This window comes from Pseudoblastomonas marina, assembly GCF_034374265.1.
Taxonomy (GTDB): Bacteria; Pseudomonadota; Alphaproteobacteria; order Sphingomonadales; family Sphingomonadaceae; genus Alteriqipengyuania_A; species Alteriqipengyuania_A marina.
Map to the genome: position 1 here is coordinate 2,726,957 of NZ_CP139718.1, position 24,991 is coordinate 2,751,947.

Annotated in this window: 29 protein-coding genes and 1 tRNA gene; 15 read left to right on the forward strand and 15 right to left on the reverse strand. The window is 65.3% G+C overall.

Going from position 1 to position 24,991, the window contains the following annotated elements; all coding sequences use genetic code 11:
- Positions 1-210 precede the first annotated feature (210 nt).
- From T8S45_RS13570 to T8S45_RS13590, 5 genes are all read left to right on the forward strand, one after another.
- On the forward strand, positions 211-1,278 hold the full coding sequence (locus T8S45_RS13570; RefSeq protein ID WP_322294103.1) for a ribonucleotide-diphosphate reductase subunit beta: 1,068 nt from the start codon (positions 211-213) through the stop codon (positions 1,276-1,278).
- A gap of 38 nt (positions 1,279-1,316) precedes the next feature.
- Complete coding sequence (locus T8S45_RS13575; RefSeq protein WP_322294104.1) at positions 1,317-1,871, forward strand: Panacea domain-containing protein; 555 nt, start codon at positions 1,317-1,319, stop codon at positions 1,869-1,871.
- Between the two features lie 46 nt (positions 1,872-1,917).
- The gene (locus T8S45_RS13580; protein WP_322294105.1) at positions 1,918-2,589 is read left to right on the forward strand and encodes a hypothetical protein; all 672 of its coding nucleotides are present in this window, start codon (positions 1,918-1,920) and stop codon (positions 2,587-2,589) included.
- A 94-nt stretch (positions 2,590-2,683) separates the two neighbouring features.
- The gene (locus tag T8S45_RS13585) at positions 2,684-2,845 is read left to right on the forward strand and encodes an excalibur calcium-binding domain-containing protein (RefSeq protein WP_322294106.1); all 162 of its coding nucleotides are present in this window, start codon (positions 2,684-2,686) and stop codon (positions 2,843-2,845) included.
- Between the two features lie 67 nt (positions 2,846-2,912).
- The gene (locus tag T8S45_RS13590) at positions 2,913-3,248 is read left to right on the forward strand and encodes a hypothetical protein (protein WP_322294107.1); all 336 of its coding nucleotides are present in this window, start codon (positions 2,913-2,915) and stop codon (positions 3,246-3,248) included.
- Positions 3,249-3,282: 34 nt separating this feature from the next.
- Here T8S45_RS13590 and T8S45_RS13595 read toward each other — a convergent pair whose 3' ends face one another.
- Positions 3,283-3,843, reverse strand: coding sequence for a thermonuclease family protein (locus T8S45_RS13595; RefSeq protein ID WP_322294108.1), 561 nt, complete (start codon positions 3,841-3,843; stop codon positions 3,283-3,285).
- 145 nt (positions 3,844-3,988) lie between these two features.
- Here T8S45_RS13595 and T8S45_RS13600 point away from each other — a divergent pair, with 145 nt between their 5' ends.
- Positions 3,989-4,291: a hypothetical protein gene (locus T8S45_RS13600; protein WP_322294109.1), complete on the forward strand. Its 303-nt coding sequence runs from the start codon at positions 3,989-3,991 to the stop codon at positions 4,289-4,291.
- Between the two features lie 19 nt (positions 4,292-4,310).
- On the opposite strand, the gene T8S45_RS13605 is transcribed toward T8S45_RS13600, so the two are convergent.
- Entirely contained in the window at positions 4,311-4,952 is a 642-nt protein-coding gene (locus T8S45_RS13605) for a hypothetical protein (RefSeq protein ID WP_322294110.1), read from the reverse strand.
- A gap of 252 nt (positions 4,953-5,204) precedes the next feature.
- Here T8S45_RS13605 and T8S45_RS13610 point away from each other — a divergent pair, with 252 nt between their 5' ends.
- Together T8S45_RS13610 and T8S45_RS13615 are read left to right on the forward strand one after the other, a co-directional pair.
- On the forward strand, positions 5,205-5,780 hold the full coding sequence (locus T8S45_RS13610; RefSeq protein ID WP_322294111.1) for a DUF4440 domain-containing protein: 576 nt from the start codon (positions 5,205-5,207) through the stop codon (positions 5,778-5,780).
- 80 nt (positions 5,781-5,860) lie between these two features.
- Entirely contained in the window at positions 5,861-6,169 is a 309-nt protein-coding gene (locus T8S45_RS13615) for a hypothetical protein (RefSeq protein WP_322294112.1), read from the forward strand.
- Here T8S45_RS13615 and T8S45_RS13620 read toward each other — a convergent pair.
- Positions 6,152-7,471 (reverse strand): NupC/NupG family nucleoside CNT transporter, encoded by a 1,320-nt coding sequence (locus tag T8S45_RS13620; protein ID WP_322294113.1) that lies wholly within the window; start codon positions 7,469-7,471, stop codon positions 6,152-6,154. The genes T8S45_RS13615 and T8S45_RS13620 overlap by 18 nt on opposite strands.
- 133 nt (positions 7,472-7,604) lie before the next feature.
- Between T8S45_RS13620 and T8S45_RS13625 the strand changes: the two genes are divergently transcribed.
- The 6 genes from T8S45_RS13625 (at position 7,605) to T8S45_RS13650 (ending at position 11,859) form a co-directional block, all read left to right on the forward strand.
- On the forward strand, positions 7,605-8,273 hold the full coding sequence (locus T8S45_RS13625) for a queuosine precursor transporter (RefSeq protein ID WP_322294114.1): 669 nt from the start codon (positions 7,605-7,607) through the stop codon (positions 8,271-8,273).
- Positions 8,270-9,184, forward strand: coding sequence for an acetylglutamate kinase (gene argB / locus T8S45_RS13630; protein ID WP_322294115.1), 915 nt, complete (start codon positions 8,270-8,272; stop codon positions 9,182-9,184). Before T8S45_RS13625 ends, argB begins: the two co-directional genes overlap by 4 nt.
- A gap of 71 nt (positions 9,185-9,255) precedes the next feature.
- The gene (locus T8S45_RS13635; RefSeq protein WP_188640979.1) at positions 9,256-9,552 is read left to right on the forward strand and encodes a YggT family protein; all 297 of its coding nucleotides are present in this window, start codon (positions 9,256-9,258) and stop codon (positions 9,550-9,552) included.
- A complete protein-coding gene (gene folD / locus T8S45_RS13640; RefSeq protein ID WP_322294116.1) occupies positions 9,549-10,442 on the forward strand; it encodes a bifunctional methylenetetrahydrofolate dehydrogenase/methenyltetrahydrofolate cyclohydrolase FolD in 894 nt (297 codons plus the stop codon). The genes T8S45_RS13635 and folD overlap by 4 nt, the downstream gene beginning before the upstream one ends.
- On the forward strand, positions 10,439-11,239 hold the full coding sequence (locus T8S45_RS13645) for a hypothetical protein (protein WP_322294117.1): 801 nt from the start codon (positions 10,439-10,441) through the stop codon (positions 11,237-11,239). The genes folD and T8S45_RS13645 overlap by 4 nt, the downstream gene beginning before the upstream one ends.
- Positions 11,236-11,859 carry a MarC family protein gene (locus tag T8S45_RS13650; RefSeq protein WP_188640982.1) on the forward strand — a complete coding sequence of 208 codons (624 nt, stop codon included), beginning with the start codon at positions 11,236-11,238 and terminating at the stop codon, positions 11,857-11,859. The genes T8S45_RS13645 and T8S45_RS13650 overlap by 4 nt, the downstream gene beginning before the upstream one ends.
- Here the strand turns inward: T8S45_RS13650 and T8S45_RS13655 are convergent, their stop codons facing one another.
- Complete coding sequence (locus tag T8S45_RS13655; protein WP_322294118.1) at positions 11,860-12,474, reverse strand: LON peptidase substrate-binding domain-containing protein; 615 nt, start codon at positions 12,472-12,474, stop codon at positions 11,860-11,862.
- 17 nt (positions 12,475-12,491) lie between these two features.
- Positions 12,492-13,394, reverse strand: a complete 903-nt coding sequence (locus T8S45_RS13660; protein ID WP_322295242.1) for a tetratricopeptide repeat protein — start codon at positions 13,392-13,394, stop codon at positions 12,492-12,494.
- A 194-nt stretch (positions 13,395-13,588) separates the two neighbouring features.
- Between T8S45_RS13660 and T8S45_RS13665 the strand changes: the two genes are divergently transcribed.
- Positions 13,589-13,663 (forward strand) — tRNA-Gly (locus T8S45_RS13665).
- An 18-nt stretch (positions 13,664-13,681) separates the two neighbouring features.
- Here T8S45_RS13665 and T8S45_RS13670 read toward each other — a convergent pair.
- From T8S45_RS13670 to T8S45_RS13715, 10 genes are all read right to left on the reverse strand, one after another.
- A complete protein-coding gene (locus T8S45_RS13670) occupies positions 13,682-14,578 on the reverse strand; it encodes a haloalkane dehalogenase (protein WP_322294119.1) in 897 nt (298 codons plus the stop codon).
- A complete protein-coding gene (locus T8S45_RS13675) occupies positions 14,575-15,105 on the reverse strand; it encodes a DoxX family protein (protein WP_188640985.1) in 531 nt (176 codons plus the stop codon). Before T8S45_RS13675 ends, T8S45_RS13670 begins: the two co-directional genes overlap by 4 nt.
- 103 nt (positions 15,106-15,208) lie before the next feature.
- The gene (locus T8S45_RS13680) at positions 15,209-16,390 is read right to left on the reverse strand and encodes a saccharopine dehydrogenase family protein (RefSeq protein WP_322294120.1); all 1,182 of its coding nucleotides are present in this window, start codon (positions 16,388-16,390) and stop codon (positions 15,209-15,211) included.
- On the reverse strand, positions 16,387-17,586 hold the full coding sequence (locus tag T8S45_RS13685) for a bifunctional alpha/beta hydrolase/OsmC family protein (protein ID WP_322294121.1): 1,200 nt from the start codon (positions 17,584-17,586) through the stop codon (positions 16,387-16,389). The genes T8S45_RS13680 and T8S45_RS13685 overlap by 4 nt, the downstream gene beginning before the upstream one ends.
- Before the next feature lie 49 nt (positions 17,587-17,635).
- The gene (gene dcd / locus T8S45_RS13690) at positions 17,636-18,190 is read right to left on the reverse strand and encodes a dCTP deaminase (protein WP_188640988.1); all 555 of its coding nucleotides are present in this window, start codon (positions 18,188-18,190) and stop codon (positions 17,636-17,638) included.
- 75 nt (positions 18,191-18,265) lie between these two features.
- Positions 18,266-19,279, reverse strand: a complete 1,014-nt coding sequence (locus T8S45_RS13695; RefSeq protein ID WP_322294122.1) for a GDP-mannose 4,6-dehydratase — start codon at positions 19,277-19,279, stop codon at positions 18,266-18,268.
- A gap of 9 nt (positions 19,280-19,288) precedes the next feature.
- Positions 19,289-20,569 (reverse strand): nucleotide sugar dehydrogenase, encoded by a 1,281-nt coding sequence (locus T8S45_RS13700; protein ID WP_407654913.1) that lies wholly within the window; start codon positions 20,567-20,569, stop codon positions 19,289-19,291.
- An 89-nt stretch (positions 20,570-20,658) separates the two neighbouring features.
- Complete coding sequence (locus tag T8S45_RS13705) at positions 20,659-21,156, reverse strand: EF-hand domain-containing protein (RefSeq protein ID WP_188640991.1); 498 nt, start codon at positions 21,154-21,156, stop codon at positions 20,659-20,661.
- A 90-nt stretch (positions 21,157-21,246) separates the two neighbouring features.
- Positions 21,247-23,031 carry a DUF885 domain-containing protein gene (locus T8S45_RS13710; protein ID WP_322294124.1) on the reverse strand — a complete coding sequence of 595 codons (1,785 nt, stop codon included), beginning with the start codon at positions 23,029-23,031 and terminating at the stop codon, positions 21,247-21,249.
- Positions 23,032-23,098: 67 nt separating this feature from the next.
- Complete coding sequence (locus T8S45_RS13715) at positions 23,099-24,955, reverse strand: DUF885 domain-containing protein (protein ID WP_322294125.1); 1,857 nt, start codon at positions 24,953-24,955, stop codon at positions 23,099-23,101.
- Positions 24,956-24,991: the final 36 nt, after the last annotated feature.

The following is a 24,991-nucleotide window of genomic DNA, read 5'->3' on the forward strand; positions in this document are numbered from 1 at the left end:
CTTTCTCCATCGGGTTGGGATCTGCGCATCCCTGTGCCCACCCAACCGCGCGCGAGGGGGCGCGTTCCGGCGCTTTCGCCGTGCGGGATTAACCATGCGACGAACCGTGCTGCAGCCGTGGACAGCCCTGTTGGCAACCCCAAATCGCCCGTTTCATTACCGGCGCCGAATCACTATATCTGGAGGTCTGACACGCAAGGGGATCACAACATGTCGCTGCTCGAAGCCCGCAAGACCTACAAGCCGTTCGAATATCCGTGGGCTTACGACTTCTGGAAACGCCAGCAGCAGATCCACTGGATGCCCGAGGAAGTGCCGCTCGGCGAGGACTGCCGCGACTGGGCGCAGAAGCTTTCCGCGCATGAGCGCAACCTGCTCACGCAGATCTTCCGCTTCTTCACCCAGGCCGATGTCGAGGTGCAGGATTGCTACCACGAGAAATACGGCCGCGTGTTCAAGCCGACCGAGATCAAGATGATGCTCGCCGCCTTCTCCAACATGGAGACGGTGCATATCGCGGCCTATTCGCACCTGCTCGACACGATCGGCATGCCCGAGAGCGAATACGGCATGTTCCTCGAATACGAGGAAATGAAGGACAAGCACGACTACCTGCAGGAATTCGGCGTCGACAATGACGAGGATATCGCCCGCACGCTGGCGATGTTCGGTGGCTTCACCGAAGGCCTCCAGCTGTTCGCCAGCTTCGCCATGCTGATGAACTTCCCGCGCTTCAACAAGATGAAGGGCATGGGCCAGATCGTCAGCTGGTCGGTGCGCGACGAGAGCCTCCATTGCGAAGGCATCACCCGCCTGTTCCACGCCTTCTGCAAGGAGCGCGACTGCCTGACCAAGTCGGTCAAGGAAGACATCCTCGACATGTGCCAGAAGACGGTGCGGCTCGAGGACGCGTTCATCGACCTCGCCTTCGAGGACGGCCCCGTCCCCGGCATGACGGCCAAGGAAATCAAGAAATACATCCGCTACATCGCGGACTGGCGCCTCGGCCAGCTCGGCCTGCCGAGTATCTACATGGTCGAGGACCACCCGCTCCCCTGGCTCGCCCCGCTGCTCAACGGTGTCGAGCACGCCAACTTCTTCGAAACCCGCGCTACCGAATATTCGAAGGGCGCGACCAAGGGGAACTGGCAGGACGTCTGGTCGAGCTTCGACAAGCGCCAGGGCGCCAAGGCCGCCAACGAGGAAGAAACCGCCGACGACGGCCCGGGGCTGTTCGAGGATGGTGCGAGCGAGAGTACGGGGGTCGCGGCGGAGTAAGGCTTGCGCTGGACCTAGAGTGCCGGTATGGAACAGATGTGGAACAAACCGATTCGATCCGCTTTCAATCGTGCACCCGGGTAGCTCCCATGTACGATGTTCGGGATGTGGCCAATTTTATTCTTGATCTCGCCGAAGAGCGTCAAAGCGAGATTTCTAACCTTTCACTGCAAAAGTTGCTTTATTTTACACATGGGTGGTTTCATTCAATCTATGATGAGCCGCTGATAAAGAACAAGTTTGAAGCTTGGCAATATGGCCCCGTTCAACGGGTTATTTATGACCAGTTCAAGGGCTTTGGAAGTAAAGCGATTAAGAGGACAAGGGCTAAGAGAATAGATCCGCTCACAGGTAATATGGTCTTGCAGCCTTATCAGATCAAAGAAGATCACAAAGCTGTAATACGAGCTATCTTCGAAAAGTACGAACGGTACTCAGCTGGTCAGCTTGTCGAAGAAAGTCATACTGAGGACGGTCCGTGGGAGTACGTTTGGAAACAGGCAGACGAAGTGATTTACCCAGGAATGAAAATTCCCGATGCGCTGATTTCTGACCATTTCAAGCGATTAGGCTCGATATTCACGCTACACTAGGAGACGGAATTTGCCGAAGTTGGTGAACGTTATGGACGCAGCTCGAATGACCGCACCGCGGACAGCCGAGACAGCATCTCGCGTGCGGACCTACTTTGGAGAGGCCGGGCCATTCAGTTATTCCAAGGTCAAGGCAATTGCAGCGTCACTTTTGTCTGGTGAGCTTTCGTACCGGGTGGCTACGGCTGGTATTAAAGCGATCAAGTTCGACATAGCTCGTAAATGCAACTTGGACGTCGCCGCTCTTGTTGCGTCACGAAAAGAGTTTCGCGGACGGACATTCTATAAAATCAAGCGTGTATCCTACACCATTGACAAGGACTTCGCGGTAGGAATTCGACCAGAAGCCGTAGCGGTTGTGGACGGTGTTCCGAACTTGATTTTTCTGCAGGCGCGAAAGAATCCGGTTCCGTGGGCCTTAGATATCTCATTCATGAATCGTGTCCTTGCCGAAGTCTACGAAGACTATTTTGACGAAGCACGATTCTGGCTCATCGACACAGAGGCAAATTCTGATGGCGAGCGTCAGTGTACATTGGTTGAACTTTCAGCAGCTGACGCCATGAATGATCGTGAGTTCCGGAGGAGGATCGCTTCCCTGCGGCAAGCATGGCGGCTTCATCTCACTCAACCAGCAGTAAGAAGAGCGCCTAAACCAGCGCAGCCTGATAACAGGCAGGGCGAGTTCGGACTTAACGATCCTATTGGGCGAACCTGAAGGTTGTCGCTTCTCGGGCGTCTCGCCAAAGTCGAGTGAGCTAACCCTTCGTGGGATTTGAGGTTCAATAACCATTTCCAACTAACCTCGCGGTATGAATCTCGTCGGCGCTTCGCGCGGCTCCGCCTATTACCGCAATTGCGCCGCCGCCCGCGCCGCCGGGGCCGCACCGATCTATCGGGGAGAACCGGGCTATCGCGCCCCGCTAGACCGCGACGGCGACGGGGTGGCGTGCGAGCCGTATCGCGGGGGGTGACGACTTGGCGGCATCGGCCTTGTGCCGGGTGTCGCGGTCGCTAATCTGCCCGCGAGGGGAGAGAACGATGAGAATCATGGCGATGACGGCGCTGGCGACGATGCTGGCCGGGTGTGCGACGACGGGCAGTTACGGTTCGGCGGAAACGTTGGGCAGCGAAACCAACCCGGTCCGCGTCCAGGGGCCGAAAGGGGAGCGGGCCTATCTCGACCGGCTGCGCTGCGCCGACGGCTCCGCCCCCGCCTATGAACGGCGCGGCAGCGGATCGGCACGGGGCGATGGACATATCGTCGATTTCTACGACGTGACCTGCCCCGGCGCCGAACCGGTCACGATCATCATGGACATGTATCACAGCGGTTCCGAAGCACGGCCCGTGCCCGGCTTCACCATCGTGAATTGAGGTCGCGCCGCCCTCGTTTACGCATCTCGGGACTTCAGCCGCACCAACTCCGCTTGCCCCCGCCCCATCGGTGCGCCAGCCCTTCGGCCACGAGCATCCCGCCGATGCTCTCGCCGCCACGCGCCAGCACGCGCAGCTTGCGGCCGTAGCGGTCCGCGTCGCGGCCGTCGGGGTTGGGGCGCAGTTCGAACGGGGCCGCGTTGAGCAGCACGATCAGCCGCTCGGTCGCCTGCTGGCCGAGCCGCTCCTCGCGCGCGCAGCGGGGCTGGCTGATTTCGGGGGTGTCGATATCGGCGATGCGGATCTTGTCGCCGTTGAGCCAGATCGTGTCGCCATCGACCACGCAGGTGATGCGCACCGGGCCGGCGCAGCGGGCGAAATGCTTGCGGACGGTGTCCGCCCCGCTGGCCTCGGGGCTCGCGGCGTCGGCGGGCGGAAACCCGCCGAGGAACCAGACCGCGGTGAACGCCGCCAGCGGCAGCGCGACCAGGATCGGGCCGAGCCCGCGCGCGGCTTCGCGCCAGCCCGTCGCGGCGGCGTGGCGCGTGGGCGCTCGCCTGCGCCTGCCGGGGTCGAAGCGATGGATCGTGCCCATTGCGCAAACCTACCCCGCGAGTGGTTAGCAAGCGGTTGCAATCCCCGCCGCTGCGGAGCGGCAGGCGTTCTCTTCCTGCTGTCGCGGCGCCCGATCTTGCGCTATGTCCAAGGGGTTCAGGGTCGCATCGTCATGGGGGAATGACATGCGTTGGATACGAATCCTGCCGATCGCGCTGGCGGGCCTTTTGCTCGCCGCGCCGGGTCCCGCGCCCGTCGCCAAGGGCGCTCCGGGCAAGTGCAAGCAACCGCACGCGCCGATGTTCAAGCTGGAGAAACCGCGCAAGCCGAGCTGCGCGATCGGGGGCAGCTGCACGCGGCGGCAGCTGGAAGCCTATGACGACGAGGTGCGCGATTTCCGCCGCGCGCTGCACTTCTATGGCGAGGAGCTCGACCTCTATTACAAGCGCGCCAACAAATTCCTCGGCTGCATGAGCGAACTCGACTGAGAACGGAGGCGCGCGGGGCTCACCAGCCCCAGGCGGCCGGCGGGGGCGCGACCGGTTCGCTGGCGTCGAACTCGGCGCGGAACAGGCGGGTGGGATCGTTGCGGCGGGTGAGCTGGTAGGCGAAGCGCGCGCCGCGCGTGCCGGCCGGATCGACCTCGATCCGCCAGACATTGGTGAGCGAGGCGCTGAGGCCTTCGCGTTCGAACAGCGCGATCGAGTATGCGTCGACCGGGAAGTCCTGCACCCGCGCGGTGCCGGCCGACAGCGTGTCGCCGCCATACTGGGTGACCGCGTCCTCGCTGCCGTCCTCGTGGCGGTGATCGTGCTTCAATCGCAGGCCGTCGGCGGTGCGGGTGACGATCCAGGTGCGGCTGCGGTCGAAGCCGTCGGCGATGCCGTCCTCCTCGATATGGAAGGCGATCGCGATGCGCGTGTCCGAACATTCGGCCCAGTGCGCGATCATGCGCTTGTCGGCCCAGTCGGCATCGCGCTCGTCGGTGCTGGCGAGTTCGCCTTCGTATGCATTCCCGCAATGGCTCGAGAGCGCGTCCCAGAACCGTTCCTGCGATAGCGGCAGCGGATCGGTGCCCGGCAGCGTGGTGCAGCCAACGAGGGCGAGAGGGGCGGCGAGCGCGGCGAAGCGGGGGGCGGTGCGTGTCATGCGCGCGACGATAGGCGCATGGCGGGCGTTTTCCTACTCGCAAGTGTCGCGCTATTCCCGCGGGATGGCACACGGCATCCGGCATGTTTTCGGCGCGCTCGATCGGCGCGGGGATGTCGCTGCGCGCGCGCCGCGCTTTTTCTCTCCTGGACAGTGTAACACCCGGTCCATGGCTCGGTTTTCCGCGGCCTGCGGTTGCGAAATGGCGCTTTGGTGTTATGCAATGCCAATACACCAAGGGAGAGCCATTGCATGATCCATCGTACCCTCGCCGCCGCGCTCGCGCTGCTCGCCGCCACCCCGCTCGCCGCGCAGGATGCGCCCGCCGAAGCACCCGCCGCCATGCCGTCCGGCGAGGCCTTGAAGGCAGCGGTCGAGGCCAACGATGCGCGGCTGTTCTGGGGCTTCTTCGAAGGCTGCGACCCGGAACTGGTCGCCGACCTCGTCCACCCGGACTTCCGCATGCTGCACGACCTCGTCGGCATGCCCTCCGCCAGCGGCGCGGAGATGGTCGCCGGCGCGACCCGCAATTGCGACGCGCGCAAGCCCGGCGGCGCCAGCGAAGGCTATCGCAACCGCCGCCTGTTCGTGCCCGGTTCGCGCCGCATCCAGCAGCTCGGCGACTGGGGCGTGCTCGAAGAAGGGCACCACACCTTCCACGAATGGCGCAGGGCGGCCAATGACGGTGCGGGCGGCTGGGTCCAGACCGGCGGCGGGCGCTATATCCACGTGTGGAAGTGGATGCCGGAGGAGGGCAGCTTCCGCCTGCTCGAAAGCCTGAGCCTCGATCACGGCCCCGCGCCGTCCTACCCGCCCGCGCTCGACTGACGCGGGCAAGGCCAGAGGGGAAATCGGAACGGGCACAGCGGCGATCGGTTGGTCACACGGAAACAACAGGGAGAAGACCCATGACCGACGTCGAAGACATTGAAACGAAAAACCGCTTCCCCTGGCTGCTGGTCCTCGCCGCGCTGGCGGTGCTGGCGCTGATCTGGTGGCTCACCGCGGGCGATACCGACACCGAGCTGAGCGAAGAGCAGATCGAGACCGCGCAGGAGATCACGCCCGACGAGCTCGAGGCATCCGAAACCGACCTGGAGAACCTCCAGGAGGCCACGCCGCCCGAGGAAACCGTCGAGATCGAAGCCGAAGAGCCGTTCGACGGCGACGGGGAATTCGCCGAGCCGGTCGCCGAAGCGTTAGAGCGAGAGGAATAGTCCGGCGAGCGCCGCGCTCATCAGGTTCGACAGCGAACCGGCGATGAGCGCGCGCACGCCAAGCTTGGCGATCATCGGGCGCTGGTTGGGCGCGAGGCCGCCGGTCACCGCCATCTGGATCGCGATCGACGAGAAGTTGGCGAAGCCGCACAGCGCGAAGGTGACCACCGCGATCGTGCGCTCGGAGAGCCCGCTGGCATCGGAAGCCGCCGCTGCGCCGAGATCGATGAAGGCGACGAATTCGTTGAGCACGACCTTGGTGCCGAAATAGCCGCCCGCCTGCACCGCCTCGGCCCAGTCGGGCGTCGCGAGCAGGTAGAAGAACGGCGCGAAGATGTAGCCGACGATCTGTTGGAAGGTCAGGTCGCCGTAACCGAACCACCCGCCGATCCCGCCGAGCAACCCGTTGGCGAGCGCGATCAGCGCGACGAACGAGAGCACCATCGCGCCGACTGCGACCGCGAGCTTGACGCCGGTCTGCGCGCCCTGCGCGGCGGCCATGATCAGGTTGGCGGGCTTCTCGTCGTCGTGGTCGACCGCGACCGGCTCGTCGATCTCCTCGCGGTTCAATGCGGCGGCGGCGAGGCTGGGCGGGGCCTCATCCGCCTCGACCGGCTCGGCCCCGTCCTGCACCGCGGGAAGCGCGACCGGATCGGGCATGATCATCTTGGCCATCAGGATCCCGCCCGGCGCGCTCATGAAGGCGGCGGCGACGAGATAGTCGATGCGGATGCCCATGCTGGCATAGGCGGCGAGGATCGTGCCCGCGACGCCGGCCATGCCCACGCTCATCACGCAGAACAACTGGCTCGGCGTGAGGCTGGCCAGATAAGGGCGGATCACCAGCGGGCTTTCGGACTGGCCGACGAAGATGTTCGAGGCGGCGCACAGGCTCTCCACCTTGGAGATGCCGGTGATCTTCTCGAGCCCGCCGCCGATCCACTTGATCACCAGCTGCATGATGCCGAGGTAGTAGAGGATCGCGATCAGCGAGGCGAAGAAGATGATCACCGGCAGCGCCGCGATCGCGAAGCTGTTGCCGCCGATCTCGGGCGAGGCGAGCGGGCCAAAGATGAACTGCACGCCGGCGCCGGCATAGCCGAGCAGGTTCTCGACCCCCTTCGCCGCGCCCTGGAGGAGACGGTTGCCGAGCGGCACGTAGAGCACCAGCGCCGCGAACCCGGCCTGCAGTAGGAAGGCCGCGCCGACCACGCGCAGGCGGATCGATTTGCGGTCCTTCGACAGCAGGAAGGCGAGCGCGAAGATCATCACGATCCCCAGCAGGCTGTAGACGATGGACATGGGTTCGGGGCTCCCCCTCAGAAGCGGCGTTCGTGTGGCGGACCGCTCTAGCGGTGCATCGATGCAATGGCGAGCGTGGACGAGGGCATTTGTCACACTTTCCCGAGCGCGCGCCCTGCGCTATCGCCCCGCCATGGAACAGACCTCGACGATTGCCGCGCCTGCCACCCACCGTTCGCTCTTCGTGTTCTCGCTGATCTATGGCGGGATGACGGTGCTGGCGGGCTTCCTCGCCTACAAGCAATTCGCGATCGGCCCGCTGGCAGTCGAATCGGGCATCCTCGCCTTCCTCCTGCTGGTGGTGATCTCGAGCGCGATTTCCCAATTGCACGGCGAAAAGACCGCCAACCGGCTGGTGCTGTGGGGCTTCGTCCCGCTCGCGATCTCGATCTTGCTGATCGGGCTGGTGCTGGCGCTGCCTGCCTCGCCCGACATGCCGGCAGACAATCTCGCCGCGTTCGAGAAGATCAATTCGCAGACCCCGCGGATCATGATTGCTGGACCGATCGCCTACGGCGTTTCGCTGCTGCTCAATGTCTACCTCTTCAACCGCCTGAGGGTGGGCAAGGGCGACGGTGCCGGTGCAGGGTCTATCATGGTGCGCGGCGCGATCGCCTCGGCGCTCAGCCAGGCGATCGACACGCTGATCTTCATCAGCGTGGCCTTCTACGGCGAATTCCCGATCACCGACCTGATCCTCGGCCAGATGCTCGCCAAGGTCGTGCTCAGCCTCGTGCTGGTGCCGTTCCTGATCCAGTTCGCGGTCGGCTGGGGCCGCATGCTCGACAAGAACCCCGCATGACCGGCCAGGCGACCGACCCGGGAGCCGATGGGGCCCAGGCCAAGGCCGCGACGCTGATGGAAGCGCTGCCCTATCTGCAGCGCTATGCCGGGCGCACCTTCGTGGTGAAATATGGCGGCCACGCGATGGGCGACGAGGATGCAGCTTCCGCCTTCGCGCGCGACGTTGTGCTGTTGAAGCAGGTCGGGATCGATCCGGTGGTCGTCCATGGAGGCGGGCCGCAGATCGGCGCGATGCTCGAGCGGCTCGGGCACGAGAGCGAGTTCGTCGACGGGCTGCGCGTCACCGACGAGACCACTGCGGAGATCGCCGAAATGGTCCTGTCGGGCGCGATCAACAAATCGATCGTCGCGCGAATCCAGGATGCCGGGGGCAAGGCGATCGGCCTGTCGGGCAAGGACGGGCGGCTGGTCCAGGCGAAGAAGCTCGAGCGTACGAAGCGCGACCCCGACAGCAATATCGAAAGGGTCGTCGACCTGGGCTTCGTGGGCGAGCCGGAGACGGTCGATACCGCGGTGATCCGGACCGCGCGCGATGCGGGGATGATCCCGGTGATCGCGCCGGTCGCGTCGGGTGCCGACGGCAAGACCTACAACATCAACGCCGACACGATGGCGGGCGCGATCGCGGGTGCGCTGGGCGCCGCGCGACTGCTGCTGCTGACCGACGTGACCGGGGTGAAGGATGCCCACGGCGAACTCGTGCCCGAACTATCGCCCGCCGATATCGAGCGGCTCACCGCCGAAGGGACGATCACTGGCGGGATGATTCCCAAGCTCGAGACCTGCACCGCCGCGCTCGACGCCGGGTGCGAGGCCGCGGTGATCCTCGACGGGCGCGTGCGCCACGCGATGCTGCTCGAATTCTTCACCGCCAGCGGCGCGGGCACGCTGGTGCGGTCGCAAGGCTAGACGGGGTGGCGTCGGGCGTATCGCACGACTAAGACAGGCCCCACACCTTCAAGCAAATCGGAAATTGACGCATGGAAGCCCTCGTTGCCATTTACCAGATCGTCGACATGCTCGCGACGATCTTCATCTGGCTGATCATCATCCAGTTCGTGATCGGCCTGCTGTTCGCGTTCAATGTGATCAATTCGTCGAACCAGTTCCTCGCCAGCTTCTACACCTCGATCAACAATTTCCTCGAACCGGTGCTCGGCCCGATCCGGCGGCGCCTGCCCGAAACGGGCGGGATCGATTTCTCCCCGCTGGTGGTGATCATCGGGTTGCAGGTCCTGCTGATCGTTCTCGCCGCCGTGCTCAGGAGCGCAACTTGACCGAGAAGCGCATCGACGGGAAAGCCTTTGCCGCGCGCCTGCGCGAACGGATCGGCGAACGCGCGGCCGAATTCGCCGCGAAGGCGGGCCGCAAGCCCGGCCTCGCGGTGGTGCTGGTCGGCGAGGACCCGGCGAGCCAGGTCTATGTTCGCAACAAGCACAAGGCGACCGTCGAGGCGGGAATGGAAAGCTTCGAGCACCGCCTGCCCGCCCAGACTTCGCAAGACGCGCTGCTCGATCTCGTCGAACAGCTCAATCTCGACGACAAGGTCGACGGTATCCTCGTGCAATTGCCACTGCCCGACCATCTCGACGAACAGTCGGTGATCGCCGCGATCGCGCCCGACAAGGACGTCGACGGCTTCCACGTCGTCAATGCAGGAAGGCTCGCGACGGGCGGCGAGGGCTTCGTGCCCTGCACGCCCTATGGTTGCATCATGCTCCTCAAGGATCGCCTCGGCGATTTGTCGGGCAAGGACGCGGTGGTGATCGGGCGCAGCAATATCGTCGGCAAGCCGATGGCGCAGCTGCTGCTCAACGAAAACGCCACCGTCACCATTGCCCACAGCCGTACCAAGGACCTGCCCGAAGTCGTTCGCCGCGCCGATATCGTCGTCGCCGCGGTGGGCCGGGCCGAGATGGTCAAGGGCGACTGGATCAAGCCGGGCGCGGTGGTGATCGACGTCGGGATCAACCGGATCGAACGCGGCGAGGGCGAGAAGGCCAGGCTGGTCGGCGATGTCGATTATGCCGGTGCCGAAGAGAATGCTTCCGCGATCACCCCGGTGCCGGGCGGCGTCGGCCCGATGACGATCGCAGTCCTGCTGCGCAACACGCTGGTCGCCGCGCATCGGCGCGAGGGACTCGCGTTCGAGGAAGCGGGCCTGTGAGGGGCGGAAGCGCCGTCGCCGCACTCGCGACCCTGACGCTCGCGGCATGCACGATGGGGCCGGACTACAAGAACATGCCCGGATACGGCCAGGGCTCGGGCGAGCGGATCGACGGCTCGCGGCTGGGCGGCTACGCCAATCCGTCCGAAGTCGCGGCCACCGATATCGCCTTCTCGCGTGCCGCGCGCGACGACGGGCAGTGGACTGCGTTCCGCCGCTTTGCCGCCGATGGCGCGGTGATCCACGGCCGCAACGGCCCGATCGATGCCGATCCGTGGCTTGCCGCACAGGACGATCCGCCTGCGCCGGTGCAATGGACCCCGACCGCCGTGTGGTCGAGCTGCGACGGTTCGGTGGCGGTAACGCAGGGCAAGTTCGCCGAGCCCGAAGGCCAGTGGGGTTATTACGTCACCGTGTGGGAGCGCCAGCGCGACGGTCGCTATCGCTGGGTCTACGACATGGGTGCCCCCGACGACCAGTTGACCGCCGCCGAGAATGCGCGCCGCGACAGCACGCCGACCGGCGAGAACGCGATCGTCATCCGCGCGATCGAGGCGATCGAGGGCCGGGTGGCGGATTGTTCCAGAAGCTACGAAGCAGTCGACATCAGCAATATCAGCGCGGAGGTCTCCGAAACTGGTGGGCGGAGCTCACGCGACAACACGCTCGCCTGGGGTTGGGCGCAATTTGCCGACGGTCGTCGTACGCTCAACCTGTTGGTCGCGCGCAATGGGTCCTGGGAGCAGGCCCTCCAATTCCGGATTAATTCTGACGGAAAGCACGTGTCCGACCAATGATCGAACTCTTCGTCTCCGCCTTCATCACGCTGTTCGTGGTCATCGACCCGCCCGGCTGCGCGCCGATCTATGCCGGGCTGACCAAGGGCGCGACCCCGGGTCAGGCGCGCGCGATGGCGATTCGCGCCTGCCTGATCGCGGCGGTGATCCTGCTCATCTTCGCGATGTTCGGCGAGGACCTCCTCGGTGCGCTTCACATCGAGCTCGACAGTTTCCGCATAGCGGGCGGGCTGATGCTGTTCTTCATTGCCTTCGAGATGGTGTTCGAGAAGCGCACCCAGCGGCGCGAGGAACGCGCCGAGAAGGTTGCCGCCACGCCCGAAGTCGAGGACGTCTCGGTCTTCCCGATGGCGATGCCGATGCTCGCCGGTCCCGGCGCGATCGCGGCGATCATGCTGCTGATGAACGAGGCCGAGACGATCGAGGAATCCGGCGTGGTGCTCGGCGCGCTGGCTGCGGTGCTGCTCATCACGATGATCGCGCTGATCGCCGCGCGCCCGCTGATCCGCTTGCTCGGCGACCGGGTCGAGGCGGTGATCACCCGCCTGCTCGGCGTGCTGCTCGCGGCATTGGCCGCGCAATACGTCATCGACGGCCTGCGCGGCGCGTTTGCGGTGTGATTACTGCAGAGTGACGCGGCCTTCGTCGCCGTCGCGCTTGCCGTAGAACTGCATCAGCTGGACGAGCAGCTCGCAGCGTGACGCGAGGTCGTCGGCCTCGAGCAGCGCCTGCTTGCTCGCATGGTCGAACGGCGCGATCTGGCTGACCCCGTCGATCAGCGTCTCGTCGTCGAGTTGCGAGACCGAGCCCCAGTCGACCGAATAGCCCTGCGCATCGGCAAAGCGCCGCGCCTCGCGCTCGAAATCGGCGCGCGCTATGGCGCTCAGCGTCTGGTGCGAAGGGTCTTCGATCAGCTCGCCCGTGACCTGCCGGTATTGGGTTGTGACGTCGAGTTCCTCGACCACCGCGAAGCGCGACACGCCTTCGAGCACGATGTCGAAGCGGCCGTCCTGAGTCGTCTCGACCTCGCCGATCCGCCCGATGCAGCCGACCTTGAACAGCGGCGAGCCTTCCTCTGGCCGTTCGGGCTGGATCATCCCGATCTGGCGGTTGCGGGCAAGCGCATCGGTCACCAGCGCGCGGTAGCGAGGCTCGAAGATGTGGAGCGGCAATTGCAGACCGGGAAACAGGATCGCGCCCGGGAGCGGGAAGATCGAGATGCGCTGGGTGGCCATGCCTGTTCGACTGGGGCCTATCCGAACAGGATCAGCGAGAGCTGGCGGCGCTTGTCCGCCACCCACGGATCCTCGAGCCCGACCGCTTCGAAGATCTGCAGCAGCTTGGCCTTGGCCGCGCCCTCGTTCCATTCGGGCTCGTCGCGCACGATCGAAAGCAGCGTGTCGGCCGCGGCATCGCGATCCCCGGCGGCGAACGCCTTTTCGGCGTAATCGAACTTTTCCTGCGCCCCGCCCGCTTCGGCCGCGCTGCGCGCCGCGTCGAGTTCGCCGCTGTCGACTTCCTCGCCGGCCAGCTCGATCGCGCTCTTGGCCTGAGCGATCGCCGGGTCTTCGGCGATCTCGAGCGGGACCGCGTCGAGCGCCGCCTGCGCCTTGTCCTTGTGCCCGGCGAGCGCCAGCGCGCGGATCAACCCGCCCTGCGCCGCCGCGCTGTCGGGCTTCATCTCGACGATCTGCGCGAAGATACCCGCCGCGCGTTCGGCATCGCCGCCCGCCAGCACTTCCTCGCCCATCTCGACCAGCGGGCCGATATCCTGCTGCTGTTCGCCGCCCTGTGCGCCGTCGCCGATCGGCAATTGCGACAGTATCTGGTCGAGCGTCTGCTTCAGCTGCGATTCGCTGCGCGCCTTGGTCAGGTCCGCCACAGGCTGGCCCTGGAACATGGCGTAGATCGTCGGGATCGACTGGACCTGGAACTGGCTGGCGATGAATTTTTCCTGGTCGACATCGACTTTCTTCAGCACCACGCCCTTGTCGGCATATTCGGCCGCGACCTTCTCCAGCATCGGGGCGATCGCCTTGCACGGCCCGCACCAGTCGGCGTAGAAATCGAGGATGACGAGGTTCGTCATCGAGGGTTCGACGACGTCTTTCTTGAAACGTTCGACGGCTTTCTGTTCGTCGAGATTGAGACCCATGCTGGCCAAGGAATTTCCCCTGTTGGATTGGTGTGCGCCCTATTTGGCCATTCTCGCCCGTTTGTGAAGGGCGGGTTCGGCCACCTGCGACCGGCGGCGCGACAAAAGCGTCATTTTTGGGCTTGATAGGGTGCGGGACCGCTGCTAACTGCGCGCCTCCCACGACGGGCACGACCCGTCGATCCGATGGAATTGCGGGCGTAGCTCAGGGGTAGAGCACAACCTTGCCAAGGTTGGGGTCGGGCGTTCGAATCGCCTCGCCCGCTCCATCGAACCTTACGGAAAATTCAGCCTTTCGCGTCGACCTGTTCGGCGACGTCGAGGATATGTGCGACGAATCCGTCGGGATCGTCCTCCTGGATGAAGTGCCCGCCCCGCAGCAGGCCGTGCGACTGGTCGCGCGCGCCGGGAACGCGGTCGATGAACCGGTTGTGCCCGCCGCGGGTGATCGGGTCCTTGTCCGAAAAGCAGCACCGGAACGGCTTGTCCCAATGTTCGAGCACGCCCCATGCGCGCTGCTGGTCGGGCACCGCGACGTTCTCGCCCATCGGGACGAGCGAGGGCAGGATGCGGGCGCCGGCCTTCGCCTTGCGCACCGGGAACGGCGCATCATAGGCCGCGACTTCGGCATCGCTGAGGGCCCGTCGGCTGGCGCGCTGGACGATCCCGCCGATCGGGAAAACCGGGCTCCACCTGGCGAATTTGCGCCATTTGACGAAGGCCCTGGGCGGGGTCTGCCCGGCGGGCAGGCCGCCATTCGAAAGCACGACAGCGGAAAAGCGGTCGGGTACTTCGGCTAGGACGCGCAGGCCGATCAGCGATCCCCAGTCCTGGCAGACGAGGATCGCACCTTTCAGGTCGACCGCCTCGACCCATTCGCGCATCCAGGCGACCATTGCGGCATAGGTGAAGTCGGAGCGCGAGAGCGGCTTGTCCGACCGACCAAAGCCCGGCAGGTCGGGTGCGAGCACGCGATAGCCGGCCTCGACCACCGGGCCGATCATCTTGCGGTAGAGATACGACCAACTCGGCTCACCGTGCATCATCAGCACCGGGCGCGCGGTTCGCGGACCCTCGTCCACATGGTGGATCCGGAGGCCCGAGGTCAATTCGGTGTAGTGGGGGGCGAAGGGCCAGTCGGGCAGGCCCTCGAAGCGATGGTCTGGCGTCCGGTAGGTCTTCACGTATCGGCCTTGCCGTCCCCGTCCACATCGACGCCGTCATGCGCGCGCGCTGCTTCGGCCAGCCCTTCGGCGCGGCCTTCCGCGCGCGCCTTCTCGAGCTCGGCCTCGCGCGTTTCGGCGCGCGCCTCGTTGGCCTCGACTTCGCCCTCGCGGCGGGCGCGCACGACCTTCCAGCTTTCGACGACATGGCCATAGGCGAACACCATCAGCAGCCCGCCGGCGACCGCGGCGTTCTTCATCGCGATCTGGACCTGCGCCGGATCGTTGAAGTCGTTGTGGAAGAACAGGATCGTGAGAATCGTGAAGCCGAACAGCGCGAGCGACGCGATCCGGGTGCCGAAGCCCAGCGCGATCGCGAGGCCGGCGACGACCTCGAACGTAGCGACCACCCAGACCAGCGAGGGCGAGAAGCCCTGCGAGGCGAGCATCTGTTCGGCCCCGCTCGGATCGATGAACTTGTTCGCGCCGGCGGCGACGAACAGGATCGCGATCAGGATACGCCCGATAATGGCTGCGATGGTGGCCATGATATTCTCCCCGTTGCCCCCGGTATACCGACCCTCAACGAAAGGGCCTAGCATTGTTTCCCGGGCCCGGCGAACATGGAGCGCGTAAGGGAGAAATTCGTGCTCAGTCCTCCGGCGCGAAACTGAGTTCGGCGCGCTCGCGCAGCCGCGCGACGAGCTTCTCGCCGAGGATCGCACCCGGGGTGCCGATGCCGCCCGGATGATCGCTTTCGAGCAGTGCCACGCCGGTCTCGCCGAGCATCCGGCTGGTCGAGCCGTAGCCCGGATCGTACTTGCCCTTCACCGCATATTTGAGCGACTTTCCATCGGGATAGAGGCCGATGAAGAGCAGGTCGTAGAACCCGTTCTCGCGCTCTTCGGGGGAGGGGCCTTCGCCGGGCTTGGGCCCGCCATCGCCGAACGGTGCCTTGAGCGCGGCGCCGATCGCCTTGGCCGCCGCCTTGCCCATGTCACCGGGGCTCGTCAGCACCATTTCGTCGTAGCGGAATTCCTCGCCGTACTGGTGCCCCGAGAGGAAGTTCGTGCGATGGACGTTCTTGGTGTTGATCCCCGCCATGATGAAGGGCGCTGCCCAGCTTTCGAGCTCATCGTCATAGACCGGCAGCAATCCGCCGGGCTGGTCGGGTCCGGAAAAATCGCCGCATAACAAAAACGGGTCCTGCAATTGCGCGAATTCGCGCGGCTTCTTCGCCGCCGAGGCCATGGTCGCCTTGAAGCTTGCCGCGGTGCCGCCCGAAAACGTCCCTTCCATCTTGCGCACGCGGCCCTTCACGCGCGGGGCGGGCTTGCCGAAGCGCCTCACCGCCTCGGCCTGCAGCATCAGCACGCCGAGGTCGAACGGTATCGAATCGAAGCCCGAGGAGAAGGAGGCGCGCGCGCCGCTTTCCTTCGCCTGTGCGTCGTATTTCTCGATCATCCTGTGCATCCACACCGGCTCGCCGCACAGGTCGGCATAGTGGGTCCCGGCCTTGACGCAGGCGGCGAGCACCGGCTCGCCATAGAGCTGGTAGGGGCCGACCGTGGTGATCAGGACCCTGGTGCGCGCGGCCATCGCATCGAGGCTCGCCGGATCCTCGGCATCGGCAACCACCAGCGGCGTGTCGTCGGGCGCGCCGATCAGCGTGCGGACATCCTCGAGCTTGGCCGGGTTGCGTCCCGCCATTGCCCATTTCGGGCCATCGGACTTGCCACCATATTCGCGCACGAAATGCTCGGCGACGAGGCGACCGGTATAGCCGGTGGCGCCATAGACGATGATATCGAATTCGCGTGCGGTTTCGGTCATTCGGACAGCTCCGTATGGATGTGCAGATCGCCTTCGAGCGTACGGTGGACGGGGCACTTGTCGGCCACTTCGGCCAGCTTGTCGACCACCTCCTGCGGAAGGTCGCCGTCGAAACGCAGCGTGCGATGGATCGCCTGCACGCGCGGTTCGTCCTCGCAATGATCGCAATCCTTCGCGTGGTCGCGATCGTGGGTCAGCCGGACCTCGACCCCGTGGAAGGGCAGGCCCTCGCGCTCGGCGTAGAACTTCATCGTCATCGCGGTGCAGGTGCCAAGCCCGGCGAGCAGCAGGTCGTAGGGTGTCGGGCCGAGGTCCTCTCCGCCGTAGGATCGCGGCTCGTCGGCGGTCAGGACATGGTGGCCGGTGACCACTTCGGTGCCCCATTTGCCGTTGCCGGTGCGCACGATCACGCCGTTTTCGGGATGCGCCACCGGGTTCCTTGGCATGAAGCGCGCGGCCCAGCCCGCGATCATCTCGCTGGCGAAATCGGCATCCGCCTCGTCGGTCATCAAATGATCCGCTCCTTCGAGCCCGACGAAGCTCTTGGGATGGTGCGCGCGTTCGAAGATAGCCTTGGCATGTTCTATTCCGACGATCCGATCGGTCGGCGAGTGCAGCACCATCAGCGGCACGCGCAATGCGTCGAGCTTGACGGCGAGATCGGCTTCGCGCGTATCGTCTACGAAATGCGCGCTGATGGTGAAGGGGCGGCCGCCGATCGCGACCTCGCCCTTGCCGTCGCGCGCGATCGCCTCGAGATCGCCCTCGATCCGCTCGAGCGCGTGCGGCACGTCGGAGGGGGCGTTGATCGTCGCCACGCCGTAGACGCAATCGAGCCGCGCGGCCGCGGCCAGCACCGCCGCGCCGCCGAGGCTGTGGCCGACCAGCAGCACCTTGGTTTCATAGCGCTTTGCCATCTCGCGCGCAGCGGCTTCGACATCGACGACGTCGCCGGCGAAACCGCTATCGCCGAAATCTCCCTCGCTGCCGCCCAGCCCGGTGAAATCGAACCGCAAGGTCGCAATCCCGCGCCGGGCGAGCGCGCGGGTCAGGTAGGTCGCGCCTTTCGAGTTCTGGCTGCAGGTGAAGCAATGCGCGAACACCGCCGCGCCTTTGACGCGTCCGGCAGGCAGTTCGAGCGTGCCGACGAGTTCGTGTCCGGCGGCGGTGGGGAAGGTGAGTTTTTCGCGTGGCATGTCCTCTCCTCATACGCACGAGGTCCGGATTAGGTCACACGCGGACGGCTTACAATTTGGGCAGGGTGACGCCGCGCTGTCCCATATATTTGCCCGCGCGGTCGGCGTAGCTCGTCTCGCACGGCTCGTTGCCCTTGAGGAACAGGAACTGGCACGCCCCTTCATTGGCGTAGATCTTGGCCGGAAGCGGCGTGGTGTTGGAAAACTCGAGCGTCACATGGCCCTCCCAGCCCGGCTCCAGCGGGGTGACGTTCACGATGATCCCGCAGCGGGCATAGGTGCTCTTGCCGAGGCAGATCACCAGCACGTCCTTGGGCACGCGGAAATATTCGACCGTGCGGGCGAGCGCGAAGCTGTTGGGCGGTATCACGCAGACGTCGGTCTCGCGATCGACGAAGCTGTTGGCGGCGAAATCCTTCGGATCGACCACCGCGCTGTCGACATTGGTGAAGATCTTGAACTCGGGCGCGACGCGCGCGTCGTAGCCGTAGGAGCTGAGCCCGTAGGAAATGCAACCGTCGCGGCGCTGCGCCTCGACGAACGGCTCGATCATGCCGTTGGCCTGCGCCTGCTCGCGGATCCACTTGTCGGAAAGAATCGCCATGGAGGATGGATTCCCGATGACGCGCGGCGCGGCAAGTCCGCGCGCCGCCTTATGCCCCCTTATGCAGTCTGCGTCTCAGACCTCGTAATATTCGCGATACCACGCGACGAAGCGTTTGATCCCTTCGCGCACGTCGGTCTGCGGGCGGTAGCCGGTTAGCTCCTCGAGCAGCGTCGCATCGGCCCAGGTCGCGGGGACGTCGCCCTTCTGGATGTCCATGTAGTTGCGCTTCGCCTCGACCCCGCATTCGGCCTCGATCGCGTCGACGAAATCCTCGAGCCGCACGCGGTCGTTATTGCCGATATTGACCACGCGATAGGGCGCGGCGGGGGAGAGCGAATCCCATTCGGGTATGTCGTCCTTGCTCTCCGGGCGCACCGGCGGGGTGTCGATCAGCAGGCGGATGCCGCGCACCAGATCGGTGACGTAGGTGAAGTCGCGATACATCTTGCCGTGATTGTAGATGTCGATCGGCTCGCCGTTCAGGATCCCCTTGGTGAACTTGAACAGCGCCATGTCGGGCCGGCCCCACGGTCCGTAGACGGTGAAGAAGCGGAACATGGTGGTCGGCAGGTTCCAGAGATGGGCATAGGAATGGCCCATCGCCTCGGTCGCCTTCTTGGTCGCGGCGTAGAAGGTCAGCGGGGTGTCGGTCTTCTGCAGCTCGGAGAAGGGCATCTCCTCGTTCGCGCCGTAGACCGAGCTGGTCGAGGCCATCAGCAGGTGATCGACCTCGAGCTCGCGCGCGCATTCCATCACGTTGAACGTGCCGACGAGATTGGAATCGAGATAGGCGCGCGGGTTTTCGAGCGAGTAGCGGACCCCCGCCTGCGCGGCGAGGTGGACGATCGCGTCGGGCTGTTCGGCGAGCATCAGCGCGTGGAGCTTGTCGAAATCCTCGAGCATGCCTTCATGCGCGGCAAAATGCTCGTTCTGCGACAGCATCTGGTGGCGGCGCTGCTTGATGCGGACGTCGTAATAATCGGTCATTCCGTCATAGCCGACGACCGCGAAGCCCTCGTCGAGCAGGTGCTGGGCGAGATGGAAGCCGATGAAGCCGGCCGAGCCGGTGATGAAGACCTTGCGCATGGTGAGCGCCTATAGGGTCCAGTCGGCCTGCCCGTCGAGAGTGCCCTTGAGATCGGCCAGCGTGCCGCCCTCCGCCAGCAGCTGGCGCAGCGCCTCGCTGCCCATGTCGCGATAGTCGCGATGCGGCACGGCGAGGACAACAAGGTCGTAGGTCCGCTCGAGCGCCTGCGGATCGAGCGTGAGCCCGTATTCGTGTTCGGCTTCGGGGCTGTCGGCGAGCGGATCGTGCACGGTGACGTCATGGCCCAGTTCGGCCAGCCCCGCGACGAGGTCGGCGACCTTCGAATTGCGCAAGTCGGGGACGTCTTCCTTGAAGGTCAGGCCGAGCACCAGCGCGCGACCCGGTTTGTGCCCGCGCGCACCGTGAAGCCGCTCGGCGACGAAGCGCGCCATCGAATCGTTGATCCCGCGGCCCGACAGGATCACGCGCGGATCGTGGCCCAGCTCCTCGGCGCGGTGGGCGAGGTAGTAGGGATCGACGCCGATGCAGTGCCCGCCGACGAGGCCGGGGGTGAAGGGAAGGAAGTTCCACTTGGTGCGCGCGGCGGCGAGCACGTCCCAGATCGACAGGTCCATCTTGCCGAAGATCTGCGCGATCTCGTTCATGAAGGCGATATTGATGTCGCGCTGGGCGTTCTCGATCACCTTGGCGGCCTCTGCGGCCTTGATCGATGCAGCGCGGAAGGTCCCGCCGCTGGTGACCGCGCCGTAGAGATCGGCGACCGCGTCGAGCACCTCGGGAGTCTGGCCCGCGACGACCTTGGTGATCTTCTCGATCGTGTGTTCTCGATCGCCCGGATTGATCCGCTCGGGGCTGTAGCCGAGGAAGAACTCCTCGCCGCAGGGCTTGCCCGAGACCTGTCCGAGGATCGGTCCGCAGACTTCCTCGGTCACGCCGGGATAGACGGTGCTTTCATAGACTACGATCGGTGTCTTGCCCGCGGCGATCGCGGCCGGAAGCAAGGCGCCGACGGTGCGGCTGGCCGCCTCTACCAGCGAGAGGTCGGGCTTGCGCTCGGCATCGATCGGGGTGGGGACGGTGACGATGTAGAAATCGCTCGGCGGAATCGCGTTCGAATCGTCGGTCAGCGCGAGGGTGCTCGCCGAGAGACGCTCGCCATCGATCTCGTCGGTGCGATCGTGTCCGTCGCGCAGTTCGGCTATACGCCGCACATCGACGTCGAACCCGACCGTGTCGAAATGCTTCGCCAGCGCGACGGCGAGCGGTAGCCCGACATAGCCGAGCCCGATGACGGTTACCGTTTTGGACAATCGAGGCCCCCTTGCCATTGCCACCCGAAAAGGCGGCTTATGCTCCGCCGGGGGCTATAGCGGCAAGGGGCTGAAAAACCGTTACCCGGCGATTCACCGCGACGCGATCAGTTCACGACGATGCCGGCGGCCTGCATTTCGCTGTTGGTCACCACCCCGTCGCGATCGGAATCGACCGCGTCGAAATTGGCCTGCGTGCGCACGCGGTACTCGACCAGCGTGATGATCCCGTCGCCATTGGCGTCGAACGCCTGCATCAGCGGGGCGGGATCGGCCGGGATCGCCTGCGGGTTCACGAGACCGGCGAATTCCTCGGCGGTGAGCACGCCGTTACCGTCGCGGTCGAGCTGCTGGAAGGCGGCCTGGTTCTGCCGCATCGCCTGGTTGTAGGTCTGCTGGCGCTGGGCGTTCATCGCCTCCTGCGCGGTCACCTGGCCATTGCCGTCGGCGTCGAGCGCGCCGAACTCGGCATCCATCCGCTGGATGAAGGTGCCGCGGTCGAGCGGCTGGTCGGCGGCCGGTTGTTGCTGCGGCTGCTGTTGCGCTGCGACCGGCGTGGAGATCGCGGCAAACAGCGACGCCACGAGTGCGAGGCGGATGGACATGGATGTAACCCCCGAAAAAATAGGAAACTCTCCCTAGCGGGATGCCACACTCCGCTTCAACCGCAGATGAACGGGTCGTCCCCGAACGGGTCAGCGTCCGCCGGCGGCAATCCAGCGCTCGATCTTGGCCTCGAGCACCGGCAGCGGGATTGCGCCGGTGTTGAGCACCTGGTCGTGGAAGCTGCGGACGTCGAAATCGTCGCCCAGTGCGGCGGCGGCGCGGGCGCGCAGTTGCTTGATCTTCAATTCGCCCACCTTGTACGCGAGCGCCTGTCCCGGCATCACGATGTAGCGGGCGGTCTCGGTCTCGGCGAAATCGCGCGGAGCGCCGTTCTCCACCATGAAGTCGATCGCGCGTTCGCGGCTCCAGCCCTTGGCGTGCATGCCGGTGTCGACCACCAGCCGAACCGCGCGCAGCATCTCGCCGCCGGCCAGCGCGGCGACCCGGTCGATCGGGTCGTCGTAGAGGCCGAGCTCGTAGCCGAGACTCTCGGCATAGAGACCCCAGCCCTCGCTATAGGCGGTGAACCCGCCGTAGCGCATGAAATCGGGCAGATCCTCGTTCTCGTAGGCGATCATGATCTGGAAGTGATGGCCCGGATTGCCTTCGTGCATGTAGAGCGCGATCGAAGGGCGCAGTTCGCGTTCGGCGACATTGTAACCGCTGAAATAGAAGGTGCCGGGGCGCGAACCGTCGACCTTGCCGGGAAAATACGAGGCGGCGAGGCTGTATTTCTCGCGATATTCTTCATACGGGATGATCTGCAGCGGCGTCTCGGGCTGCTTGGCGAACAGCGCGTCGAGCTTCGGGTCGACCTTGGCGGCGACCTCGTACCAGGCCTCCTGCAATTCCGCCTTGTTGGCATAGGTCGGGCGTGTGCGATCGCCGATCTCGGCGCGCGCCTCGGCGATCTGCGCGCTGATCCGGCGGACTTCGGCGAGGCCCGTTTCGTGGATCTCGTCGGCCGTGAGCGGCAGGGTCGTCATTTCCTGGATGCGATAGGAATAGTATGCGTCGCCGCCCGGATTGGCGGTCGCCGCGATCGTGTCGCGCGCCTGCGGCAGATATTCCTCGGCAAGGAAGGTGCGGAGCTTGCGCATGGCGGGAAACAGCGTGCCGGTGATCGAGGCGCGATAGGCCTTGGTCAGCCGCGCGCGCTCGGCCGGGTCGAAGGTGTCGGGGAACGCGCCGAGCGGGGCGTAATAGGGGTTGGCCTCGTCGGACGCGCCCAGTTGCGTGTCGAGCTGGTCGATCATGATCTCGACCGACAGGCGCGGCAGGGTGATGCCCTGCGCAGCGCCGGTCCGCAGCCGCGCGATCGCCTGGTCGATCCCTTCGGCGAAGGCCTCGTGCCGGGCGAGGTTGTTCTCATAGTCGGCGACGGTGTCGTAGGGCATGAGCGCGCCCGGGGCCGACAGGCGCGGGTAGGAGACGTGGAAACCGCGAAAATGGTCGAGCGGCAGCGCGAGCGCGGTGCGCAGCGCCTCGCCTTCGGTTTCTGCCAGGCGGCGCTGCATGGTGTATTCGAACGTGTCGTAGACGACCTGGTCGGTCTCGCTCAGCGCCGAACGGTCGATCCGCCGCAATTCGGCGAGGTCGGCCTGCGCCGCCGCGCGTTCCCTGTCGTAATAGGCGGGCGAGAAATCGCCGAGCCGGTCGGCGTCGCTGAAATCGCTGCGGACGAACGCACTGACCGGATTGCGATCGAGGTAATCGGCCTCGCTGCGCTCGAGCAGCGTGTCGAGCATCGCCGCGGCGAGCTGCCTGTCGGTGGGGGCCGGGGCCTCGCTCGCGGGTATGCCGGTGCTGGCGCACCCCGCCAGCGTCGTGGCGGCGGCGAGCGCCAGCGCGGCGCGGATCGAAATCTTGGTCATGTCGGCCTTCTCCCTTGCCCGGCGAGCCTATCGCGCTCGCCGGGCTTTGGGAAGCAGCCGTGGCGGACTAGCGCCCGCCGCCGGCGGCGATCCAGGCGTCGATCTTGCGCTCGAGCACGGGCAGCGGCAGCGCCCCGGTATCGAGCACCTGCGCATGGAAATCGCGGATGTCGAAGCGATCGCCCAGGGCCTTTTCCGCCTTGGCGCGCAATTCCTGGATCTTGAGCGCTCCGACCTTGTAAGCCAGCGCCTGCGAGGGAATCGCGATGTAACGCTCGACCTCGGCGACCACTTCGGTGCGGGTCATGCCGCTGTTTTCGAGCATGAAGTCGATCGCCTGCTCGCGGGTCCAGCCCTTGGCGTGGAGGCCGGTGTCGACGACGAGGCGCATCGCGCGCAGCTGTTCGTCCTGCAGCGTTCCATAACGGTTCCACGGATCGTCGAAGAGCCCCATCTCGTAACCGATCGTCTCGGAATACAGCGCCCAGCCTTCGACATAGGCGGTGTTGCCGCCGAAGCGCATGAAGGCCGGAAGGTCCTCGTTTTCCTGCGCGAGGCTGATCTGGAAGTGATGCCCCGGCGCGCCTTCGTGCAGGTACAGCGTCACGTTGCCCGTGGTGAGGCGGCTCGGCAGGTCGTAGGCGTTGAAATAGAACGTGCCCGGGCGCGATCCGTCGGGCGAGCCCGACTGGTACGAGCCACCGGCCGAGAACTGCTCGCGGAACGGCTCGTAAGGCTTGATCTCGAGTTCGGTCTTCGGCGTCAGCGAGAAATATTGGGGGATCAGCGCGTCGACCGTCTCGCCGATCTCGTAGTAGGTCTGCGTCAGCGCCTCGCGGCTTTCCGGCTTGAACTGCGGATCGGTGCGGACGAAGTCGAAGAACTCGTTGAGCGTGCCTTCGAAGCCGACTTCGGCCTTGATCTCTTCCAGCCCGCCCTTGATCCGTGCGACTTCGCTGAGGCCCAGATTGTGGAGGTAGTCGGCGGTCAGCGGCAGCGTGGTCGTGTCCTCGATCAGCTGGCGATAGAGCGCGGCGCCGCCCTTCATCTGCGAAAGACCCACGCTGTCGCGCGCCACGGCGAGGTATTCGTCGCGCAGGAAGTCGCGCAGGCGTTCATGCGCGGCGTAGATTTCACGCGTCTTGGCGACATAATCGGCCGTCAGGCGCGCCTTTTCCTCCTCGGTGAAACCTTCGGGATACATGCCTGCCGGACCCATGAAGGGCGATTCCTCGACCGGGATCGCGAGCTGGGTGTCGAGCTGGTCGATCACGTTGCGGATCGTCAGCTTGGTTTCGAAGACTCCGCTCTCCATGCCCTCGCGAAAGCGGTCGATCGCGCGATCGGTCAATTCGACGTAGTTGTCGTGCCGCTTGAGGTTGTTCTCGTAGTCCTCGACCGTGGCGAAGGGCGCCGCGCTCTGCCCGCTGGCGAAGGTCGGGTAGAAGGTATGGAAGCCGGCGAAATGGTTGACCGGGCGCACCAGCGTGGCGGCGATCACTTCGGGGGCGAGGCCCTTCAGGGCCTGCTGCTGGTTGTATTCGAACACGTCGTAGGCGAGCTGGTCCGTGTCGTTTAGCGCGGCGCGGTCGATCGTGGCGAGCTGGCGCAGGTTCAATCGCGCATCGGCTTCGCTGGCGGTATAGTATTCGTCCTCGAGATAGTCGCCCAGTCGGTCGGCATAGCGCATATCACCGCGGAACAGCGCGCTGATCGGGTTGAGCTTGAGGCTGCGTTCGTCGGCCTCGGCGAACAGCGCGAACAGCTTGTCGTGCTCGCTCTCTTCAGCCGCCTGCCCGGTCTCGGTCGTCGCGACCTGCGGCAGCGGCTGGGCGGCGGTGGAGGCGGGCTCTTCCGCGGCGACTGCGCAGGCGGCCAGCGAAAGAGCGGAAGCGCCGGTCAGCGCGAGACGAACGAACGACATTGATGATCCCCTTGTTGGTGTGTTGCCCGCCTATGA

What these genes read in the sequence shown, in the direction of transcription:
- T8S45_RS13570 (WP_322294103.1), top strand. Translation starts at nt 211, where the DNA reads ATGTCGCTGCTCGAAGCCCGCAAGACCTACAAGCCGTTCGAATATCCG.
- T8S45_RS13580 (WP_322294105.1), top strand. Translation starts at nt 1,918, where the DNA reads ATGACCGCACCGCGGACAGCCGAGACAGCATCTCGCGTGCGGACCTAC.
- T8S45_RS13585 (WP_322294106.1), top strand. Translation starts at nt 2,684, where the DNA reads ATGAATCTCGTCGGCGCTTCGCGCGGCTCCGCCTATTACCGCAATTGC.
- T8S45_RS13590 (WP_322294107.1), top strand. Translation starts at nt 2,913, where the DNA reads ATGAGAATCATGGCGATGACGGCGCTGGCGACGATGCTGGCCGGGTGT.
- T8S45_RS13595 (WP_322294108.1), bottom strand. Translation starts at nt 3,843, where the DNA reads ATGGGCACGATCCATCGCTTCGACCCCGGCAGGCGCAGGCGAGCGCCC.
- T8S45_RS13600 (WP_322294109.1), top strand. Translation starts at nt 3,989, where the DNA reads ATGCGTTGGATACGAATCCTGCCGATCGCGCTGGCGGGCCTTTTGCTC.
- T8S45_RS13605 (WP_322294110.1), bottom strand. Translation starts at nt 4,952, where the DNA reads ATGACACGCACCGCCCCCCGCTTCGCCGCGCTCGCCGCCCCTCTCGCC.
- T8S45_RS13610 (WP_322294111.1), top strand. Translation starts at nt 5,205, where the DNA reads ATGATCCATCGTACCCTCGCCGCCGCGCTCGCGCTGCTCGCCGCCACC.
- T8S45_RS13615 (WP_322294112.1), top strand. Translation starts at nt 5,861, where the DNA reads ATGACCGACGTCGAAGACATTGAAACGAAAAACCGCTTCCCCTGGCTG.
- T8S45_RS13620 (WP_322294113.1), bottom strand. Translation starts at nt 7,471, where the DNA reads ATGTCCATCGTCTACAGCCTGCTGGGGATCGTGATGATCTTCGCGCTC.
- T8S45_RS13625 (WP_322294114.1), top strand. Translation starts at nt 7,605, where the DNA reads ATGGAACAGACCTCGACGATTGCCGCGCCTGCCACCCACCGTTCGCTC.
- argB (WP_322294115.1), top strand. Translation starts at nt 8,270, where the DNA reads ATGACCGGCCAGGCGACCGACCCGGGAGCCGATGGGGCCCAGGCCAAG.
- T8S45_RS13635 (WP_188640979.1), top strand. Translation starts at nt 9,256, where the DNA reads ATGGAAGCCCTCGTTGCCATTTACCAGATCGTCGACATGCTCGCGACG.
- T8S45_RS13650 (WP_188640982.1), top strand. Translation starts at nt 11,236, where the DNA reads ATGATCGAACTCTTCGTCTCCGCCTTCATCACGCTGTTCGTGGTCATC.
- T8S45_RS13655 (WP_322294118.1), bottom strand. Translation starts at nt 12,474, where the DNA reads ATGGCCACCCAGCGCATCTCGATCTTCCCGCTCCCGGGCGCGATCCTG.
- T8S45_RS13660 (WP_322295242.1), bottom strand. Translation starts at nt 13,394, where the DNA reads ATGGGTCTCAATCTCGACGAACAGAAAGCCGTCGAACGTTTCAAGAAA.
- T8S45_RS13675 (WP_188640985.1), bottom strand. Translation starts at nt 15,105, where the DNA reads ATGGCCACCATCGCAGCCATTATCGGGCGTATCCTGATCGCGATCCTG.
- T8S45_RS13680 (WP_322294120.1), bottom strand. Translation starts at nt 16,390, where the DNA reads ATGACCGAAACCGCACGCGAATTCGATATCATCGTCTATGGCGCCACC.
- T8S45_RS13685 (WP_322294121.1), bottom strand. Translation starts at nt 17,586, where the DNA reads ATGCCACGCGAAAAACTCACCTTCCCCACCGCCGCCGGACACGAACTC.
- dcd (WP_188640988.1), bottom strand. Translation starts at nt 18,190, where the DNA reads ATGGCGATTCTTTCCGACAAGTGGATCCGCGAGCAGGCGCAGGCCAAC.
- T8S45_RS13695 (WP_322294122.1), bottom strand. Translation starts at nt 19,279, where the DNA reads ATGCGCAAGGTCTTCATCACCGGCTCGGCCGGCTTCATCGGCTTCCAT.
- T8S45_RS13700 (WP_407654913.1), bottom strand. Translation starts at nt 20,569, where the DNA reads ATGGCAAGGGGGCCTCGATTGTCCAAAACGGTAACCGTCATCGGGCTC.
- T8S45_RS13705 (WP_188640991.1), bottom strand. Translation starts at nt 21,156, where the DNA reads ATGTCCATCCGCCTCGCACTCGTGGCGTCGCTGTTTGCCGCGATCTCC.
- T8S45_RS13710 (WP_322294124.1), bottom strand. Translation starts at nt 23,031, where the DNA reads ATGACCAAGATTTCGATCCGCGCCGCGCTGGCGCTCGCCGCCGCCACG.
- T8S45_RS13715 (WP_322294125.1), bottom strand. Translation starts at nt 24,955, where the DNA reads ATGTCGTTCGTTCGTCTCGCGCTGACCGGCGCTTCCGCTCTTTCGCTG.